At 61.3% G+C, this 16,789-nt stretch carries 19 protein-coding genes; 10 read left to right on the top strand and 9 right to left on the bottom strand.

The features are described from left to right. Positions 1–55: 55 nt before the first annotated feature. From THEVEDRAFT_RS09215 to THEVEDRAFT_RS07500, 4 genes are read right to left on the bottom strand one after another with little or no spacing between them, the layout of a single operon-like run. Positions 56–1,003 (bottom strand): formyltransferase, encoded by a 948-nt coding sequence (locus THEVEDRAFT_RS09215; protein WP_006584122.1) that lies wholly within the window; start codon positions 1,001–1,003, stop codon positions 56–58. Then, positions 1,000–1,953: a glycosyltransferase gene (locus tag THEVEDRAFT_RS07510; protein ID WP_006584121.1), complete on the bottom strand. Its 954-nt coding sequence runs from the start codon at positions 1,951–1,953 to the stop codon at positions 1,000–1,002. Before THEVEDRAFT_RS07510 ends, THEVEDRAFT_RS09215 begins: the two co-directional genes overlap by 4 nt. Further along, positions 1,950–3,095 carry a DegT/DnrJ/EryC1/StrS family aminotransferase gene (locus THEVEDRAFT_RS07505; protein ID WP_006584120.1) on the bottom strand — a complete coding sequence of 382 codons (1,146 nt, stop codon included), beginning with the start codon at positions 3,093–3,095 and terminating at the stop codon, positions 1,950–1,952. Before THEVEDRAFT_RS07505 ends, THEVEDRAFT_RS07510 begins: the two co-directional genes overlap by 4 nt. 20 nt (positions 3,096–3,115) lie before the next feature. Further along, a complete protein-coding gene (locus THEVEDRAFT_RS07500; protein WP_006584119.1) occupies positions 3,116–4,795 on the bottom strand; it encodes a glycosyltransferase family 39 protein in 1,680 nt (559 codons plus the stop codon). A 171-nt stretch (positions 4,796–4,966) separates the two neighbouring features. Here THEVEDRAFT_RS07500 and THEVEDRAFT_RS10145 point away from each other — a divergent pair, with 171 nt between their 5' ends. Then, positions 4,967–6,226: a methyl-accepting chemotaxis protein gene (locus THEVEDRAFT_RS10145; protein ID WP_006584118.1), complete on the top strand. Its 1,260-nt coding sequence runs from the start codon at positions 4,967–4,969 to the stop codon at positions 6,224–6,226. Between the two features lie 208 nt (positions 6,227–6,434). On the opposite strand, the gene THEVEDRAFT_RS10355 is transcribed toward THEVEDRAFT_RS10145, so the two are convergent. From THEVEDRAFT_RS10355 to THEVEDRAFT_RS07475, 5 genes are all read right to left on the bottom strand, one after another. Then, entirely contained in the window at positions 6,435–7,112 is a 678-nt protein-coding gene (locus tag THEVEDRAFT_RS10355; protein ID WP_342610156.1) for a flavodoxin domain-containing protein, read from the bottom strand. Then, positions 7,087–7,632, bottom strand: coding sequence for an oxygen-binding di-iron domain-containing protein (locus THEVEDRAFT_RS10350; protein ID WP_342610155.1), 546 nt, complete (start codon positions 7,630–7,632; stop codon positions 7,087–7,089). The genes THEVEDRAFT_RS10355 and THEVEDRAFT_RS10350 overlap by 26 nt, the downstream gene beginning before the upstream one ends. 103 nt (positions 7,633–7,735) lie before the next feature. Beyond that, positions 7,736–8,110, bottom strand: a complete 375-nt coding sequence (locus tag THEVEDRAFT_RS07485; RefSeq protein ID WP_006584116.1) for a hypothetical protein — start codon at positions 8,108–8,110, stop codon at positions 7,736–7,738. Positions 8,111–8,368: 258 nt separating this feature from the next. Then, a complete protein-coding gene (locus THEVEDRAFT_RS07480) occupies positions 8,369–8,632 on the bottom strand; it encodes a hypothetical protein (protein ID WP_006584115.1) in 264 nt (87 codons plus the stop codon). Positions 8,633–8,710: 78 nt separating this feature from the next. Then, positions 8,711–9,100: a MarR family winged helix-turn-helix transcriptional regulator gene (locus THEVEDRAFT_RS07475; protein WP_006584114.1), complete on the bottom strand. Its 390-nt coding sequence runs from the start codon at positions 9,098–9,100 to the stop codon at positions 8,711–8,713. A gap of 454 nt (positions 9,101–9,554) precedes the next feature. Between THEVEDRAFT_RS07475 and THEVEDRAFT_RS09930 the strand changes: the two genes are divergently transcribed. The 9 genes from THEVEDRAFT_RS09930 (at position 9,555) to THEVEDRAFT_RS07435 (ending at position 16,789) form a co-directional block, all read left to right on the top strand. After that, positions 9,555–10,292 (top strand): methylmalonyl-CoA mutase family protein, encoded by a 738-nt coding sequence (locus THEVEDRAFT_RS09930; protein ID WP_245522644.1) that lies wholly within the window; start codon positions 9,555–9,557, stop codon positions 10,290–10,292. After that, positions 10,204–11,235, top strand: a complete 1,032-nt coding sequence (locus THEVEDRAFT_RS09925; protein WP_245522643.1) for an acyl-CoA mutase large subunit family protein — start codon at positions 10,204–10,206, stop codon at positions 11,233–11,235. Before THEVEDRAFT_RS09930 ends, THEVEDRAFT_RS09925 begins: the two co-directional genes overlap by 89 nt. Positions 11,236–11,263: 28 nt before the next feature. After that, positions 11,264–11,686, top strand: coding sequence for a cobalamin B12-binding domain-containing protein (locus THEVEDRAFT_RS07465; RefSeq protein ID WP_006584112.1), 423 nt, complete (start codon positions 11,264–11,266; stop codon positions 11,684–11,686). Beyond that, positions 11,686–12,087: a methylmalonyl-CoA epimerase gene (mce, locus tag THEVEDRAFT_RS07460; protein WP_006584111.1), complete on the top strand. Its 402-nt coding sequence runs from the start codon at positions 11,686–11,688 to the stop codon at positions 12,085–12,087. Before THEVEDRAFT_RS07465 ends, mce begins: the two co-directional genes overlap by 1 nt. A gap of 63 nt (positions 12,088–12,150) precedes the next feature. After that, positions 12,151–13,710, top strand: coding sequence for an acyl-CoA carboxylase subunit beta (locus THEVEDRAFT_RS07455; protein ID WP_006584110.1), 1,560 nt, complete (start codon positions 12,151–12,153; stop codon positions 13,708–13,710). Positions 13,711–13,724: 14 nt separating this feature from the next. Continuing rightward, positions 13,725–14,138, top strand: coding sequence for an OadG family protein (locus tag THEVEDRAFT_RS07450; RefSeq protein WP_006584109.1), 414 nt, complete (start codon positions 13,725–13,727; stop codon positions 14,136–14,138). 95 nt (positions 14,139–14,233) lie between these two features. Continuing rightward, positions 14,234–14,632 carry a biotin/lipoyl-containing protein gene (locus THEVEDRAFT_RS07445; RefSeq protein WP_006584108.1) on the top strand — a complete coding sequence of 133 codons (399 nt, stop codon included), beginning with the start codon at positions 14,234–14,236 and terminating at the stop codon, positions 14,630–14,632. A 21-nt stretch (positions 14,633–14,653) separates the two neighbouring features. Beyond that, positions 14,654–15,778 (top strand): sodium ion-translocating decarboxylase subunit beta, encoded by a 1,125-nt coding sequence (locus THEVEDRAFT_RS07440; RefSeq protein ID WP_006584107.1) that lies wholly within the window; start codon positions 14,654–14,656, stop codon positions 15,776–15,778. Between the two features lie 162 nt (positions 15,779–15,940). Further along, positions 15,941–16,789, top strand: a complete 849-nt coding sequence (locus THEVEDRAFT_RS07435) for a fumarate hydratase (RefSeq protein WP_156787141.1) — start codon at positions 15,941–15,943, stop codon at positions 16,787–16,789.

Genomic DNA, 16,789 nt, shown 5'->3' with positions numbered 1-16,789 from the left:
ATCAACAGGTTAGTCACTAAGACATCATATCCTTTCCGAATCAGATATAGTTATTTTAATCACTATTTGCCGTATCCCGCAACCGGAGCCCCACCAGGGTTCTCATCGGGGTGTCCAGCGGGTGGCCCCGATGTCCGGACAGCTCCGCCTCGATGACCCGCAGGGCCCCAAAGGCGCAGCGGATCAGCAGGTACCCCTCGGGGTCTTCGGTGACCGTCCCGGGGGGGCATTTGGGGGAAGCCTTCTCCGGGACCGGGTAGGCCCGCCAAATCATGAGTTTCTCCCCGCCGGGGGTGAGGGAGAAGGCCCCGGGGTAGGGGTCCGTGAGGGCTCGAACCATGTGATAGGCCCCCAGGGAGTCCTCTTCCTGCCAGCGTATTATCCCGTCCTTGGGGGATCTGCCGCTGAAGTAGGTGGCCTTGGAGTGGTCCTGTTCCTTCGCCTGGAAGGACCGGTTTTCCAGGGACGGGAGGGCCCGTTTTACGAGCCTGTAGGCCCCTTCCGCCAGGCGCTCCATCACGTCCTTCGAGGTGTCGTGGAAGTGGATGGGGATCTCCTCTTGGTCCACTATGGGGCCGTCGTCGGGGCGTGGGGTCATCACGTGCAGGGTGGCCCCGGTCCTGGACTCCCCCATGATGATCGCCCAGTGGACCGACACCCTTCCCCTGTAGCGGGGCAGCAGGGAGCCGTGGAGGTTGAACGCCCCCCAGGGGAGGTCTTTAATGAGCTCCCCGGGTATCATGTCCCGGTAGTAGAAGGACAGGAGCATGTCGGGGCTTAACCGCCGGAACTCCTCGATGCCCTCCCGGGACCTGAGGCTGTGCCTTATGATAGGTATCCCCGCCCCCTGGGCCACCCTGTCGGGGGTTCGGAACCACAGGTTCTCCGAGGGGTTGTCCTGGTGGGTGAAGAGCGCCGCCACGTGGGCCCCGCATTCGAGCAGCGCCTCAAGGCACCGGGTCCCCACCTGGCTGTAGGCGCACACCGCTATGGAGGGCCTCATGGTTTCTCTCCCGCCTCCTGGTCATCCGGGTATGTCATCTTTATGAGGTACCTGGGGCGCTGCCGGACCTCCATGTATATCCGTCCCACGTACTCCCCCGCTATGCCGACCCCGAAGAGCAGTATCCCCATTAGGAAGAAGTTTATGGCCATGAGGGTGAACATCCCCTCCGCCTCGGAGCCCACCAAGAGGCGCCTTACGATGAGGAACAGGGCGAACAGCAGGCTGGCGGCGGACACGAAGAGGCCGGTGATGGTGACCCCCTGCAGGGGGACCATGGAGAAGCCGGTCATGAGGTCGAAGTTGAGGCGGATCAGCCTGTACAGCCCGTACTTAGAGGTCCCCTTGTGGCGTTCCTCATGGGACACCGGTATCTCCACCGGGTTCTGGGCGAACTTCTTCCCCAGGGCGGGCAGGAACGTGGTGGTCTCCCGGCACATGTTGATGAGGTCCACCACCCGTCGGTGGTAGCCCCGGAGCATGCACCCGTAGTCCCTTATGTTGAGGCCGGTTATGCGGTTGGTTATCCAGTTTATGAGCTTGGAGGGCAGTTTCCGGGTGAACACCGGGTCCTTTCTCATCACCCGGTAGGTGCCCACCATGTCGTGCCCCAGGTCCATCTGCTCGAGGATCCTGGGTATCTCCTCCGGCGGGTTCTGAAGGTCCGCGTCCATGGTGATTATCTTGTCCCCCCTGGCCTTTGAGAACCCCGCCATTATGGCCATGTGCTGCCCGAAGTTGCCGTTGAAGTCCACCACCCGCACGTAGGGCTTGTTCCGTGCGGCCTCCAGGAGGAGGACAAGGGATCTGTCCCGGCTGCCGTCGTTTACCAAGATGACCTCGCAGTCACGGCCCAGGGACTCCACCACCGGGAACAGCCGGCGGAAGAGGTCTGGCAGGGACTCCTCTTCGTTGTAGACCGGTATTACGATGGACACCTCGGGGTTCATCCGCATATCTCCTTCACCGCGTTGACCACGTCCATGGCGTCGTGGTCGGTCATGCCGGGGAAAAGGGGCAGTGACACTATCCTGCTGGAGGCGTAGGAGGCGTTGGGGAGATCCAGGTCACTCCACCCGAAGCCTTCGTAGCGCTTGTGGTGGTGGACCGCTTTGTAGTGGACCCCGGTGCCTATGTTCATCTCCTTGAGGCGCCCCATGAACTCCTCCCTGGTAATCCCAAGCTCCTCGGTCTTGAGGATCACCCAGTATATGTGGCGCCCGTGCACGTGGGGGTACTGGGGGTACTCCGGGAGCATGATGCCCCTTACCCCCTTAAGCTCCCGGTCGTATATGCCAGCTATTCGGTGCCGCTCTGACTGGAAGCCCTCGAGGCGCTTGAGCTGTTCGAGCCCTATGGCGGACTGAAGGTCCGTGAGGTTCGCCTTTATGCCCGGGGATACTATCTCGTAGTCCGGACGGCCGGACTTGGCGAACCGGTTCCAGGCCCCCTTTGACATGCCGTGCTGCCGCATGACCTTGCATGAGTCCGCCAGTTCCGGGTCGTCGGTGACGATCATCCCTCCCTCGGCGGTGGTGATGTTCTTTGCGGGGTGGAAGCTGAAGACCGCCAGGGGGGATGGGCCGTAGCCGATGGGAGAGCCCTTGTAGGAGGCGCCTATGGCGTGGGCCGCGTCCTCCACGATGGGTATCCCCGGTGCCACCTCCTTTATGGCGTCCATGTCCGCTGGAAGCCCCGCGAAGTGTACCGGCATCACCGCCTTGGTCCTTGGGGAGAGCTTCTCCCGGATCCTCTTGGGGTCTATGTTCATGGTCCCCATCTCAACGTCCACAAGCACGGGCCTTGCGCCGTTGTATATTATGGCGTTTACCGTGGCGGCGAAGGTCATGGGGGTGGTTATCACCTCGTCACCGGGCCCCACCCCTAATGCCATTAGGGCTATCTGGAGCCCCGCGGTGGCGGAGGACACCGCCGCGGCGAAGCGGGCTCCTACCAGCTTGCTGAAGGCCTCTTCGAACTTGGCGGTCACGGGACCGGTGGTTATCCATCCGGACAACAGCACCTCCCGCACCGCCTGCACCTCCTCCTCCCCTATGAAGGGCTTGGAGAAGGGAAGGAAGTCATCTCTCATATAACGGTTCCTCCAATCGATTAACGGTTCACCAATATCATTTTCCCGTAGTAGGCGGGATCTTGGCCTGCCGTACGGTATTTTATCCCGAGCTGCTCTATCTCCTTCAGGTGTTCCGGCCGGACGATCATTATGGCTCTGGATGACTCCCACAAGGCCTTGAGGTCCTGGGTCGATATGAACCAGCTGGGCTTCTCCGCGTTGTAGCCGAACGACAGTTCCCCGTAGTCCCCGCCGTCCTGGACTATCACGACCAGGCGTTTGAGATAGAAGGGCACCGCTTGGTCGTAGTCCTTGTAGATTATCACCTTGGAGTCGTCGGTTAGCTCCTTTTGGACCATGAGCGCCAGAGCCTTGGGGGATCTCGCCTGGGCCACCACGGGGAAGATCTGCTTCATCCCCAAAAGGAACGCCGCTGCGCATACGGCGGACACGATCCAGGGGTTTTTGCGGGCCCAGGCGGCAAGTAGGGGGATGAGCCCCGCTGCGATCGTCATCCCCCCGGCGATTAGTGCCACGGCCTTGAGGGTGGCGGGGTCGAAGCGATCCTGGTGGTTGGGGTACAAGATCAAGGCGGCTCCAAGGGTGATCATGATGAGGGCGGTCACGGCGAACCCGGGCAGCAGGGATCTGTACTGCCGGTCCTCTATGCACCGGGCCATGTATATGCCTCCCATGAGCCCCAAGGGGGGCATGGCGGGCACCATGTAGGGTATGAGCTTGGACTTTGAGGCGGAGAAGAAGGCCAGGATGAAGAAGCTCCATATGAGCAGGAGCAGGGCCTCTTCGGACTCGGATGCGGGGTCCTGGCAGGAGTCCCTGAGGGCCGTGTCTTTCCTGAGATATCTAAGCTCCCCTAGGGAGGCGAGGACCCCCTGAAGCACCGTGCCGGTCCAGGGCAGCAGGGCCACCGGCAGCAGCGCCAGGAAGAACCACCAGGGCTGGTATCGGTTGGATACCATCGTGGAGTAGCGCAGGAAGTGTTCGTGGACGAAGAAGAACCACGCGAAGTCCGGGTTTGCCTTGATCACCTTGTAGAACCAAGGGGCCGTAACCCCGAGGAAGGCCAGTATGCCCACCGGGGATATGCCCTTGAGGAGGAGCCAGGTCCTCCGGGTGAGCAGTATCCAGATCAGGAATATGCCCCCCGGGAGCACGATGCCTATGAGGCCCTTGGTGAGCACCGAAAGCCCCATGAAGGCGTAGCCGAGCCAAAGTAGCGGCCGAGATCCGGTTAGCCCCTTGAAGATGCAGAGGATGGAGAGGGTCATGAAGGCCCCCAGCGCCATGTCGGTCAAGGTTATCTGAGAGAGGGCGAACCAAAGGAACCCGGTGCCGGTGATGAAGGCCCCTAAGAACGCGGCGGATGGGCCGTAGGGGGCCCCCATGGCGTAGGTGGCAAGGGCTCCGGTGAGGGCCGAGGCGGCGCAGGGTATCCGGGCTGTGAACTCGGACTCCCCGAACAGCTTGAACGAGCTGGCGGCCATCCAGTAGTACATCACGGGCTTCTCGAAGTACTTGACCCCGTTGAGCCTTGGGGTGACCCAGTCTCCGGATGCGAGCATCTCCCTTGGTATCTCGCTGTAGCGCCCCTCGTCGGGCTCTATGAGGCCCCATCCGCCGAGCCCCAGGAAGTAGATAAGGCAGAGAGACGCTATGAGGACCGCCAGGGCGGCCCTGTGGGTTCGGAATATCTCCAAGCTCAAAACCCCCTTAATTACGGATCAATTGTTTTATTTTATCAGGTGGGACTAGGAGGTTATACATTTAGCTGGACCTGGGGTCAAGGAATGGCGTTTGGAGCGTTCCTTTTACTTGTGATAGCATCTGGGCAAAAGTTGAAATACAAAAGAGAGAGAGGGGAATTGCTCATGCGTTTTCTTAGGTCCCTACGGTCTTCGGTTAGGCTTTTGGCTTTGCTTGTCTCCGGGGTGGCGGTGGTCCTGCTCTCTGGATGGCTTGGTCTCCGCTGGGCTGCGGGTTTGGCGGTGCTGTACCTGGTGCTGGGCTGGGTGGTGGCTCGTTCGGTGTACCGGCCCCTTGGGGACATGGAGGGGGGCATGAGGGAGATAAGTTCCCATTTGGATCTTACGTTCAGGACCTTCACTTGGGCGGGGGACGAGGTTGGGGATGTGAGCCGGTCGGTGAACTCGTTCCTAACCTCCCTTGACGAGGCCATGGGAAGGGTGAGCCAGGCGAACCAGAGGAACGCCTCCGCGGTGTCTGGGCTTGGGGAGGCCTCCGGGAGGGTGGCCAAGCTGGCCATGGATATGGAGCGTTCTGCATCGGAGTCCCGGTCCAAGGTTAGCCGTGCGGCTTCTGCCATAGAGCAGATAAACGCCGGGGTGGAGGAGGTGGCCGCGGGGGCTCAGACGGTGGCCCAGCGGAGCAGCGACATGGCGGAGCGGGCTTCGGAGGCCGCCAAGGCCGGGGAGGCGGGTCTTGCGTCGGTTCGGGAGGCCACGGAGGTCATAAGGACGTTGGCGGAGGAGGCGGTGAGCTCCGCCAGGATGGTCCGGGAGCTGGCGGACCGGGCTCACCAGATACAGTCCATAGTGGGCAGCATCTCTCAGATAGCGGATCAGACCAACCTTTTGGCGTTGAACGCCGCCATCGAGGCAGCCAGAGCCGGAGAGGCGGGGCGGGGCTTTGCGGTGGTGGCGGAGGAGGTCCGGAAGCTCGCGGAGGAGTCCAACCAGGCGGCGAGGAACATCGCGGACCTGGCGGAGACCATCGTCAAAGACCTGGAGGGTGTGGTCCGGTCGGTGGACAGGACCTCGTCGGAGGCGGAGGTGGCCCGGAGCAGGGCGGTTTCCGTGGAGGAGTCCATAAGGTCCATTCAGGAGTCGCTGAAGAGCATCGGCATGGCCACCCAGGACATGGCGGCGGTGGCCCAGGAGCAGGCGGCCTCAAGCCAGGAGATAGCGGAGTCCGTGCAGGGGGCGGCGGACATGGTGGCCGAGGTGGACAGGTCCTTTGACGTCTTCGTGGGGGCCGCGGAGGAGCTTAAGGGGGCCGTGAAGGGCATGGAGGCGTCGATGCGGGATCTGCGGTCTTCGTCGGAGGATCTAAGGCGCAGCATCGGGGCCTTCAAGATATCCCAGCCCGGCGCCCCGGCGCTCAGGGGGTAGAAGGTTTAGCGGTGGTCCCATGCGGACGAGGATGCCGAGTATGCCGTGATGATGCGAAGGGCGGCGGGAATGCGGTGATGTGGTAATGCGTTAATAATGCGGAAGGCCCCTGGCGCGGGGCCTTCCGCTGCTAATGTTCCGAGGCTAAGACGGAATCGTGGAGCCCGTTCGTCCTGTGCAAGGGGCTGTTGGCGGGACTGCTGGGCTATCACTCCCTCTTTATGGACTTGGCCATGTTCTGCCCCAGGAGCCAGCAGGCCTTGAGGTCCTCCTCGTTGGGGGAGGACTTGACCTCCACGGTGGGCTCCACCAGCTCCCACTCACCCTTTTCGGCGAAGGACAGGAGCTCCGAGAGTGCCCCCTTGCTCCAGCTGTAGGAACCGCAGAGCCCTAAGACCCGGTTCTTCATCATCTTGTTGGCCAAGGTCCTGGCCAGGTAGGCCATTGGGGGGAAGAGCTCGGTGTTGTAGGTGCAGCTCCCCATCACGAGCCCCCGGAACTTCCATATGTCCCGCACCATGAAGGACATGTTGGACCTTGATACGTCGTGAACGATTATCTTCTGGATCCCCGCCTCCGTGAGGGACCGGGCTATGGCATCGGTCATCTTCTTCGTGTTCCCGTACATGGAACCGTAGACGATGACGCAGCCCTCCTCGGTCTCATGTCGGCTCCAGCGGTCGTAAAGGTCCACCACCCGCCAGGGGTTGGAGCGCAGTATGGGCCCGTGGGAGGGGCATATGACGGATATCTCCAGGGTGCGGACCTTGGCTATGGCCTTCTGGACGAAGGAGCTGTAGCGCCCCACGATGTTTGCGAAGTACCGGAGGATCTCGTCCTCGTAATAGTCCATGTCCACCTCATCGTCGAACGACCCCCCCCTCAAGGGCGCTGAAGCCCCCGAAGGCGTCGCAGGTGAAGAGCACCTTGGTGGTGGAGTCGTAGGTGACCATGGTCTCCGGCCAGTGGACCATGGGTATCATGTGAAACGAGAGCTTGTGTTCCCCAAGGTCCAGCACATCCCCCTCGGACACCTCGAGAAGGCCGTCCTCTATGCCGTAGAAGGCCTTTATCATCTCCAGGGTCTTCTTGTTGCCCACGATCTTGAGGTCCGGGTATACCTGGCGCATCACCGCTATGGAGCCCGAGTGGTCCGGCTCCATGTGGTTCACGATGAGGTAGTCCACGGGCTTGCAGTCCTTGAGCACCGATGAAAGACGCTGCAGGTAGTCCTGCATGAAGGAGCTCTTCACCGTGTCCACCACCGCTACCTTGTCGTCGCATACCAGGTACGAGTTGTAGGAGACCCCTCGGGGCAAAGTCCAAAGGGCCTCGAAAAGGTCGGTCTCCCGGTCGTTGGCCCCTATCCAGAATACCCCGTCCTTTATGGGTATGGCCTTGTGCAATCCCTTCCCCTCCTTCTCCTGGACCGGCCACCCACGGCGGATGACCGGCGGGTTATTTAAAATCAGTTTTATTGTGTATTGCCCTCCAGGGTTCCGTCAACCCCTAGGCTATGCCTTTGCCGTGACGGTCCTTCCCGTAGGTGGTGCGTTTCTGCTCCTGCTGGGCCTTGAGGGCCGCCTCGGTCTTGCTCAAGGACTTCTGAAACTCGCTCAGCAGCTGCTGCCGACGGATGTCCTCCAGGTCGCTGGAAAGGTCCCGCTCAAAGCGGCCTTCCGCGATGAGGACCTCTATGTCCAGCACGTCCTCGTCTATGGCCTCCGCCAGCTCCTTGGCGTTCAGGTTCGCGTTGGGGTTGTCCCTTAAGTACCCTCGGGCCTTCTCGTAAACTCGGTCGAGCCGCTTTATGCAGGCAGGGCATATCCTCGGCCCCGAGGAGGCGAAGAGCTTGCCGCAGACCTGACACTGGTGCATCTCCATGGGTTACACCTCCAGATCACGGTTATATATCTATCTTAAAGATGATATTACATTGCCGTCCCTTCATCCAGAGACATGGCCATCTAGGGCATCGGTTGATTGCCAAGCGCCATTAATTAGAGGCCCCAGGAACTCCGGGGCCTCGAACTACATTTGGATGCCGGTGATCCTAGGAGACCTTGCTGGGTTCCTTGGGGAAATTGAGGTACTCCTGGTTGTCCACTATATCCCTGAGGGCCCTTTGCCACCTCCAGGACCTCACGGGGCCATCCGCCTTCCCATCTCCTCCGGCATGGTGAACCACGGTATCTCCCCCTTCAGCCATCCGTCGACCCCCAGATTTTCCCACTCCTTCAGGACCCGCATGACCCCTTCCACCGACTCCCGGGGAGGAAGACCCAAGGAGTTCCCGTCCATGTATATGACATCCTGGGGTATGAGAAACAGCTCGCGAAATACCTTTAATGGGTCTTCCATGTCCATGGTCCGAGCCCTGTCCACCATGTCCTCTAAACGCATCATCTGCTTCCCCCTCCTGTCCACCTAGACGTTTATGATTCAATCCCCTCTCCCGCGTTCCTCTCCATCCGGATCAACAGGTCAAGTGCCGCCTCCCTCTCCGCGGGGGGATAATCCCCTCGCCAGCCTTTCGTCCCAGCTTTGCAGTCCCGCCAGTATAGAGGGCATCCGCTCCACCCCCTTAGGTCCCAGGTATATCCGAAAGGCCCGGCGATCCCTTGGGTCCTTCTCCCGCTTGAGCCAGCCCTCTTGGACCAGCTTGTCAACCGCTCGCGCCACAGTCCCTTCGTCCAAGGCCAGCTCCTCCGCCATCTGGCGCTGGGTTATCCCATCCCTTCGGGAGATCAGGGCCAGGTAGAGGTAAAGTCCCCCACCGAGCCCCAGGGGCTCAAATGCCCTGTCCAAGTACAACCGGCTGCGCCGGAATAGAGTGGCTATCCGCCTTCCAAGGGATCTCTCCTGTGTGCTCATCCGCCGCCTCCAGACGTAAATGCTTGCATATGCAACCTTTTGTATTGTACCACCCAAGGTTGGCAGCCGCAAACACATGGAACCGGGGAGGCTCCTCCACGCCTCCGAGCCCCCGTTGGTGGTCTCCCCCCGGTTTGCTGCGGTCCTTTGGGCTTGGAAGGTTCGCTTGTAACGTTAAAACTGGCATCGGTTGATCCTTAAAAAGTTACAGTTGCACATCCTTGTGTGGGGAGTTGGGGGGTAATATCCCATGTGGCCCCGATGGGTGTCGCAGGGGATGGGTGATTCGCCCAGCCTGAACAGTTGTTTGTAATTTTCTTGAAAAAACAGATAACGCCTTGCGTATGCTTGTCAACTGTTGAATAATAAGTTGCGAGCCGGACCAGGCTGACGATGGGTCCGCGGGGATTGGGCAGCCCCGATTTTCCCTTTCAAAAAAGAGGAGGCGGAGCGCGTGTTTGATGAGAAGGAACTTCAGGCCATAGCGGAGAAGAGGGGGCAGTATGAGGCGTCGGTGGAGAAGACCCTTGCCAAGAACCCGGAGATGCGCAAGGAGTTTACCACCGGCGGGGGTATTCCTCTCAATAGGGTTTACACCCCGGAGGACGTGAAGGACCTGGATTACAACAGGGATCTTGGATTCCCCGGGATGTTCCCTTACACCAGGGGGGTGCAGCCCACCATGTACCGGGGCCGGTTCTGGACCATGCGCCAGTACGCCGGTTTCGCCACTGCGGAGGAGTCCAACGCCCGGTACCGTTACCTTTTGAGCCAGGGGACCACGGGGCTTTCGGTGGCCTTCGACCTTCCGACCCAGATAGGCTACGACTCGGATCACCCCATGGCCCAGGGCGAGGTCGGCAAGGTGGGCGTGGCGATAGACAGCTTGGCGGACATGGAGATCCTCTTCGACCAGATCCCGCTGGACAAGGTTTCCACCTCCATGACAATCAACGCCCCCGCTTCCGTGCTGCTCGCCATGTACATAGCGGTGGGGGAGAAGCAGGGGGTTCCCTCCACGGAGCTCTCCGGTACCATACAGAACGACATCCTCAAGGAGTACATCGCTCGGGGCACCTACATCCTTCCCCCCCAAGCCCTCCATGAGGCTCATCACCGACATATTCGAGTTCTGCAGCACCCACGTCCCCAAGTGGAACACCATATCCATATCGGGCTACCACATCCGTGAGGCGGGATCCACCGCGATCCAGGAGGTGGCGTTCACCCTGGCGGACGGCATAGCCTACGTGGAGGCGGCGGTCAAGAAGGGCCAGGACCCCAACGTGTTCGGCAAGCGGCTTTCCTTCTTCTTCAACGCCCACAACGACTTCCTGGAGGAGATAGCCAAGTTCCGGGCGGCGCGGCGGCTTTGGGCCCACATAATGAAGGAGCGCTTTGGCGTCACCGACAAGAGCGCCCAGATGCTGCGTTTCCACACCCAGACCGCCGGAAGCACCCTCACGGCCCAGCAGCCGGAGAACAACATCGTCCGGGTGGCCATTCAGACGCTGGCGGCGGTGCTGGGAGGCACCCAGTCGCTCCACACCAACAGCCTCGACGAGGCCTTGGCGCTTCCCACCGAGAAGTCGGTCCGCATAGCCCTCAGGACACAGCAGATCGTGGCCTACGAGTCCGGGGTCACTCAGACCATAGACCCCTTGGCGGGCAGCTACGTCATCGAGGCCCTCACCAACCAGATAGAGGAGGGCGCCAGGGAGTACATCCGGAAGATCGACGAGATGGGCGGCATGCTCGCGGCCATAGAGAAGGGCTACGTGCAGCAGCAGATCCAGGACGCCGCCTACGAGTACCAGAAGGCGGTGGAGTCCGGGGACCGGGTGGTGGTTGGAGTCAACCGGTTCCAGATAGAGGAGGACGCCTCGGAGCGGACCCTTCTCAAGGTGGACCCCGCGGTGGGGGAGATGCAGGTCAAGAAGCTGGTGAAGCTCAAGGAGAGCCGGGACAACCTCAAGGTCCGGGACTGCCTTGAGGAGATCCGGCGGGTTGCCCAGGGGGAGGAGAACCTGATGCCCCACATAATAGAGGCGGTCAGGAACTATGCCACCGAGGGCGAGATATGCGGTGTTCTCCGGGAGGTCTTCGGGGAGTACCGGGAGAACGTGATTCTTTGAGTCTTAAAGCCGGGGGGGGCTAAAAGGGATGAGCGACCGTAAGATAAGGGTTGTGGTGGCCAAGCCGGGGCTTGACGGGCACGACCGGGGCGCCAAGGTGATAGCCAGGGCGTTCAGGGACGCGGGGATGGAGGTCATATACACGGGTCTTCGCCAGACCCCGGAGCAGATAGTTCAGACCGCCATACAGGAGGATGCGGACGCCATCGGGATAAGCATCCTGTCCGGGGCCCACGAGCACTACTTCAAGGTAATCATCGACATGCTGAAGGAGCGCGGGGCGGAGGACATAATAGTGTTTGGCGGCGGAGTCATCCCCGAGTCCGACGTGCCGAGGCTTCTGGAGCTTGGGGCTGGGGCCATATTCGGGCCCGGTACTCCCACCGGGGAGTGCATAAAGTGGCTTGAGGAAGCGGTGGCGGAGAAGAGGAAGAAGGAGGCGTCCAACTGATGAAGCCCACGGTTGTGGACCACATAGGCATAGCGGTGAGGAGCATCGAGGAGTCCCTTAAGTTCTGGCAGGATGTGATAGGCATCCAGTGCCACGGGGTGGAGGAGGTGGCGGAGCAGAAGGTGAAGACCGCCTTCCTGCCCCTGGGTGACACGGAGATAGAGCTTTTGGAGGGCACCTCCGAGGACAGCCCGGTGAGCAAGTTCATCGAGGCCAAGGGGGAGGGCATCCACCACATAGCCATCCGGGTGCCCAACATAGAGGAGGCCCTGGAGGAGCTCAAGGCCAAGGGGGTTCGCCTCATAGACGAGAAGCCCAGGATGGGGGCCGGCGGGGCCAAGATAGCCTTCGTGCATCCCAAGGCCTCCGGAGGGGTGCTGCTGGAGATAAGCGAGAGATAGGCGTCATAAGTGGTCCGGCGGGATCCGGTCCCGCCGGACACTTCAAAATAAGGAGGTAGAGTCATGGCGGATCGGACCATCGACGAGCTTTGCGAGCAGCTGCTTGCCAAGCGAAAGGCCGCTCACGACGGGGGCGGTAAGAAGGCGATTGAAAAGCAGCACGAGAAGGGCAAGCTGACCGCCCGGGAGAGGATAGAGCGACTCTTGGACCCCGGGAGCTTCGTTGAGATAGACGAGTTCGTGGAGCACCGGTGCACCAACTTCGGGCTGGAGAAGACCAAGTTCCTGGGGGACGGGGTGGTCACCGGTTACGGCACCGTGGATGGCCGGCTGGTCTACGTGTACAGCCAGGACTTCACCGTCCTGGGCGGTTCCCTTGGGGAGATGCACGCCAAGAAGATATGCAAGGTGCTGGACCTGGCCCTTCAGAACGGCTGTCCCGTGATCGGCATAAACGACTCCGGGGGCGCCAGGATCCAGGAGGCGGTGGATGCCCTTTCCGGTTACGGCAGCATCTTCTTCAGGAACGTGAAGGCCAGCGGCGTGGTGCCCCAGATATCCGTCATAGCGGGTCCTTGCGCTGGAGGTGCGGTCTACAGCCCGGCGCTTACGGACTTCATCTTCATGGTGGACAAGATAGGCATCATGCACATCACCGGTCCCGCGGTGATCAAGGCGGTTACCGGGGAGGACGTTACCTCCGAGCAGATAGGGGGCGCCATGGCCCACAACACCACCTCCGGGGTGGCCCAGTTCTTCGCCTCCAACGAGGACGAGTGTTTTGCCCAGGTGAGGAAGCTCCTCTCTTACCTGCCCGGCAACAACATGGAGGATCCCCCTTGTGTACAGTCCGGGGACGATCCCATGCGGCTTGATATGAGCCTTAGAGAAGCGGTGCCCACGAACCCCAACAAGGGCTATGACGTGAGGGACGTGATCCGCAAGGTGGTGGACAACGGGGACTTCTTCGAGGTGCAGCCCCTCTGGGCCAGGAACATAGTGACCGGCTTCGCCCGGGTGGGCGGAAGGGTCATAGGGATCATCGCCAACCAGGCCAACCACATGGCGGGATGCCTTGACATAGATGCCTCCGACAAGGCCAGTCGGCACATAAGGATATGCGATGCCTACAACATACCCATAGTGACCTTCGAGGACGTGCCGGGATACCTGCCAGGGCTCAACCAGGAGATGGGGGGCATAATCCGTCACGGTGCCAAGCTGCTCTACGCCTACAGCGAGGCCACAGCCCCCAAGATCACCGTGGTCCTTAGGAAGGCCTATGGGGGCTCGTACCTTGGCATGTGCAGCAAGGACCTGGGTGCCGACGTGGTGCTCGCCTGGCCCCAGGCGGAGATCGCCGTCATGGGTGCCGAGGGGGCGGCCAACATAATCTTCCGGAAGGAGATCGACGCTGCGGAGGACAAGGCGGCCATGAGGGCCCAGAAGATAGAGGAGTACCGGGAGGCCTTTGCCAACCCCTATCAGGCGGCCTCCAGGGGCTTCGTGGATCGGGTCATCCTGCCGGAGGAGACCAGGGGGGCCATATATCAGGCCCTTGTCATGTGCGACGGCAAGAGGGAGTTGCGGCCCAAGCGCAAGCACGGGATAATGCCCCACTAAGGAGGGGATAGGGTATGAGCATTCACGATCACTTCGTGGGCCCCATGGGAGGGGTTCTCATGTCCCTCATCGCCTTCAGCATAGTCTTCCTGGTGATAGTGGGGCTCATGTTGGTCATGATGGCCACCAAGATGGTGGCCCAGGCGATCGATTCAAGGGGCAAGGCGTCGGGGAGCTCGGGTTCCCCGGCGTCCACCGTGGCAGGGCCTGGGGCATCCGCTCCGACCCCTGCGGGGGCTCCAGGCCCCTCCGCCGTTGGGATCGCTCCCGCCGAGGACCTGGAGCTCGTGGCGGTCATAACCGCTTCCTTGTGTGCCCTCATGGGACGGCCGGTGGCGGTTAAGTCCCTAAGGCCCCTCCCCGCTTCCCCCGTGAGCCACTGGAGGGCCATGGCCAAGCTGGAGAACCTGGAGGGTTTTGATGGTTGACCATTTTGTCCCTGAGAATTTGAGAATCGTTGGAACCGGTTGTTGGTATTCGCACAAGCTCTCAAAATAACCATCCCTATTAGGAGGTATGCCCCATGGGTCGCATGTATCGAGTGGTAGTTAACGGAAAGGCTTACGAGGTTGAAGTGGAGGAGATAGGGGCCTCCGCGCCTGCTCCTGCCGCAGCCCCTGCCCCTGTGGCGGCTCCAGCGGCGGCGCCTGCCCCCGCGCCGGCTCCCGCCCCTGCCCCCGCGCCGGCTCCCGCACCTGCCCCCGCCGGAAGCGGTGTGGTGACCGCTCCGATGCCGGGCAAGATACTTAAGGTCATGGTTCAGCAGGGTGCCTCCGTGTCGGCGGGACAGGCCATCCTGATCCTGGAGGCCATGAAGATGGAGAACGAGATCTTCGCCCCCGCGGCAGGCACCGTTTCGGAGGTGCGCTGCAAGGAGGGTGACTCGGTGAACACCGGGGACGTCCTGGTGGTCATAGCTTAGGCTCCCCGGGGAGGGAGAGGGATGGAACTTTATCTGGCGGCCCTTAAGGGCCTCATAGAGCAGTCTGGGCTGGTGGGACTGAGCGGGGGCAACATCGTGATGATCGTGGTGGCCCTGGTGCTCCTGTACCTGGCCATCGCCAAGGGTTTCGAGCCCCTTCTGCTCACCCCCATAGCGTTCGGGTGTCTTTTGGTCAACCTGCCCTTGTCGGGGATAGTTGATCCCGGTGGGTTCCTGTACTACGTGTCCTTTGGCACCAAGCACGAGATATACCCCATAATAATATTCATGGGCATAGGGGCCCTTACGGACTTCGGCCCTCTCCTCGCGAACCCCATAACGTTCCTGCTTGGGGCGGCTGCTCAGCTTGGGGTTTTCGTGGCGGTGGTGGGGGCCATGTTCTTGGGCTTCAACATCAAGGAGGCCGCTGCGATAGGCATAATAGGAGGGGCCGACGGCCCGACCTCCATATACCTTTGCATGAAGCTGGCCCCTAGGATCGTGGGGGCCGTGGCGGTGGCGGCGTACAGCTACATGTCCCTCGTCCCCCTAATCCAGCCCCCGGTGATAAAGATGTTCACCACCAAGGAGGACCGGGGCATAAGGATGGAACAGCTGCGCCCCGTTACCAAGACCGAGAGGGTGCTGTTCCCGATCATAAGCACCATCGCCTGCGGGTTGGTGCTGCCTCCGGCGGTGCCCCTCATAGGGATGCTCATGTTCGGCAACCTCTTGAGGGAGTGTGGCTGCACCGAGAGGCTTAACCAGGCGGCTCAGAACGAGATACTCAACGCCACCACCATATTCCTGGGCATCACCGTGGGGGCCACCATGGAGGCGGAGTCGTTCCTAACCGCCGCCACCATAAAGATAATAGCCCTGGGGCTCGTGGCCTTCATATTCAGCACCGCCGGGGGAACCATCTTCGGCCAGGTTATGAAGGTCCTGTCGGGGGGCAAGATAAACCCGGTCATAGGGGCCGCGGGGGTCTCGGCGGTTCCCATGGCCGCCAGGGTCTGCCAGCGGGTGGTTCAGCAGGAGTACCCGGGGTCCTACGTGCTCATGCACGCCATGGGGCCCAACGTGGCGGGGGTCATAGGTACCGCTGTCGCCGCGGGAGCCATGCTGACCCTTCTCACCGCCTAGCGACCGGTTCCCGGATCGACGAACCGCCTATTAGATCCACCGCCGGGAGGGCGTTCGCGCCTTCCCGGCTTTTTCGTGGGGATTTTAGGAGTCCCGTTTCCCCAGTTTCTTTAAGGAGATGTAAGATATGGCTGGTTGTTCCGTTTGACAGGGGGTGGAACGGTGGTGCGGTTGATAAGTTCCAGGGATCTCTCGGACCTTGTTAAATCCCTGGCCCTTAGGGCAAACTTTGAGCTTCCATCGGATGTGAGGAGCCGCCTGGAGGGGGCGCTGCAGGAGGAGAGGTGTTCCCTTGCCAAGGCTGCCCTGTCCGACATAGTGGCCAACTTCAAGATGGCGGAGGAGGACCGGCTTCCCATCTGCCAGGACTGCGGCCTTGCGGTGGTCTTTGTGGATTGGGGGCAGGAGGCGGTTTTGGAGGGGGCTTCCCTTCAGGAGGCGGTGGATCTCGGTATACGGGAGGCCTACGCTGAAGGTTACCTGAGGAAGTCCGTGGTTTACGACCCCATATACGACCGGCGGAACAGCATGGACAACACACCGGCGGTGGTGCACCTCACCATGGTCCCCGGGGACCGGGTTGAGGTGGTGGTGGCCCCAAAGGGCATGGGCAGCGAGAACATGAGCAGGATAGGCATGCTGAAGCCCGCGGATGGTGAGGCGGGGGTTATCGACTTCATAGTCAGCACCGTGAGCCAGGCGGGCCCCAATCCCTGCCCCCCGGTGGTTGTTGGTGCAGCGGTGGGGGGCAATTTCGAGCAGGCCGCCCTTGGGGCCAAGAGGGCGCTTTTAAGGCCCATGGGACAGAGGAACCGGGACCCCCGTTATGCCCGTTTGGAGGAGGAGTGTCTGCACCGCATAAACCGCCTGGGCATAGGGGCGGGGGGCTACGGGGGCGTTATAACCGCCCTGGACGTGAGGATAGAGCAGCTGCCGACCCATATAGCGGGGATGCCGGTGGCGGTTAACCTTTGTTGTCATGCCCTAAGGCACGCCAAGGGGGTGATATAG

It is taken from the genome of Thermanaerovibrio velox DSM 12556 (genome assembly GCF_000237825.1).
Taxonomy (GTDB): domain Bacteria; phylum Synergistota; class Synergistia; order Synergistales; family Synergistaceae; genus Thermanaerovibrio; species Thermanaerovibrio velox.
This window is presented reverse-complemented; position numbering and strand designations above follow the sequence as displayed.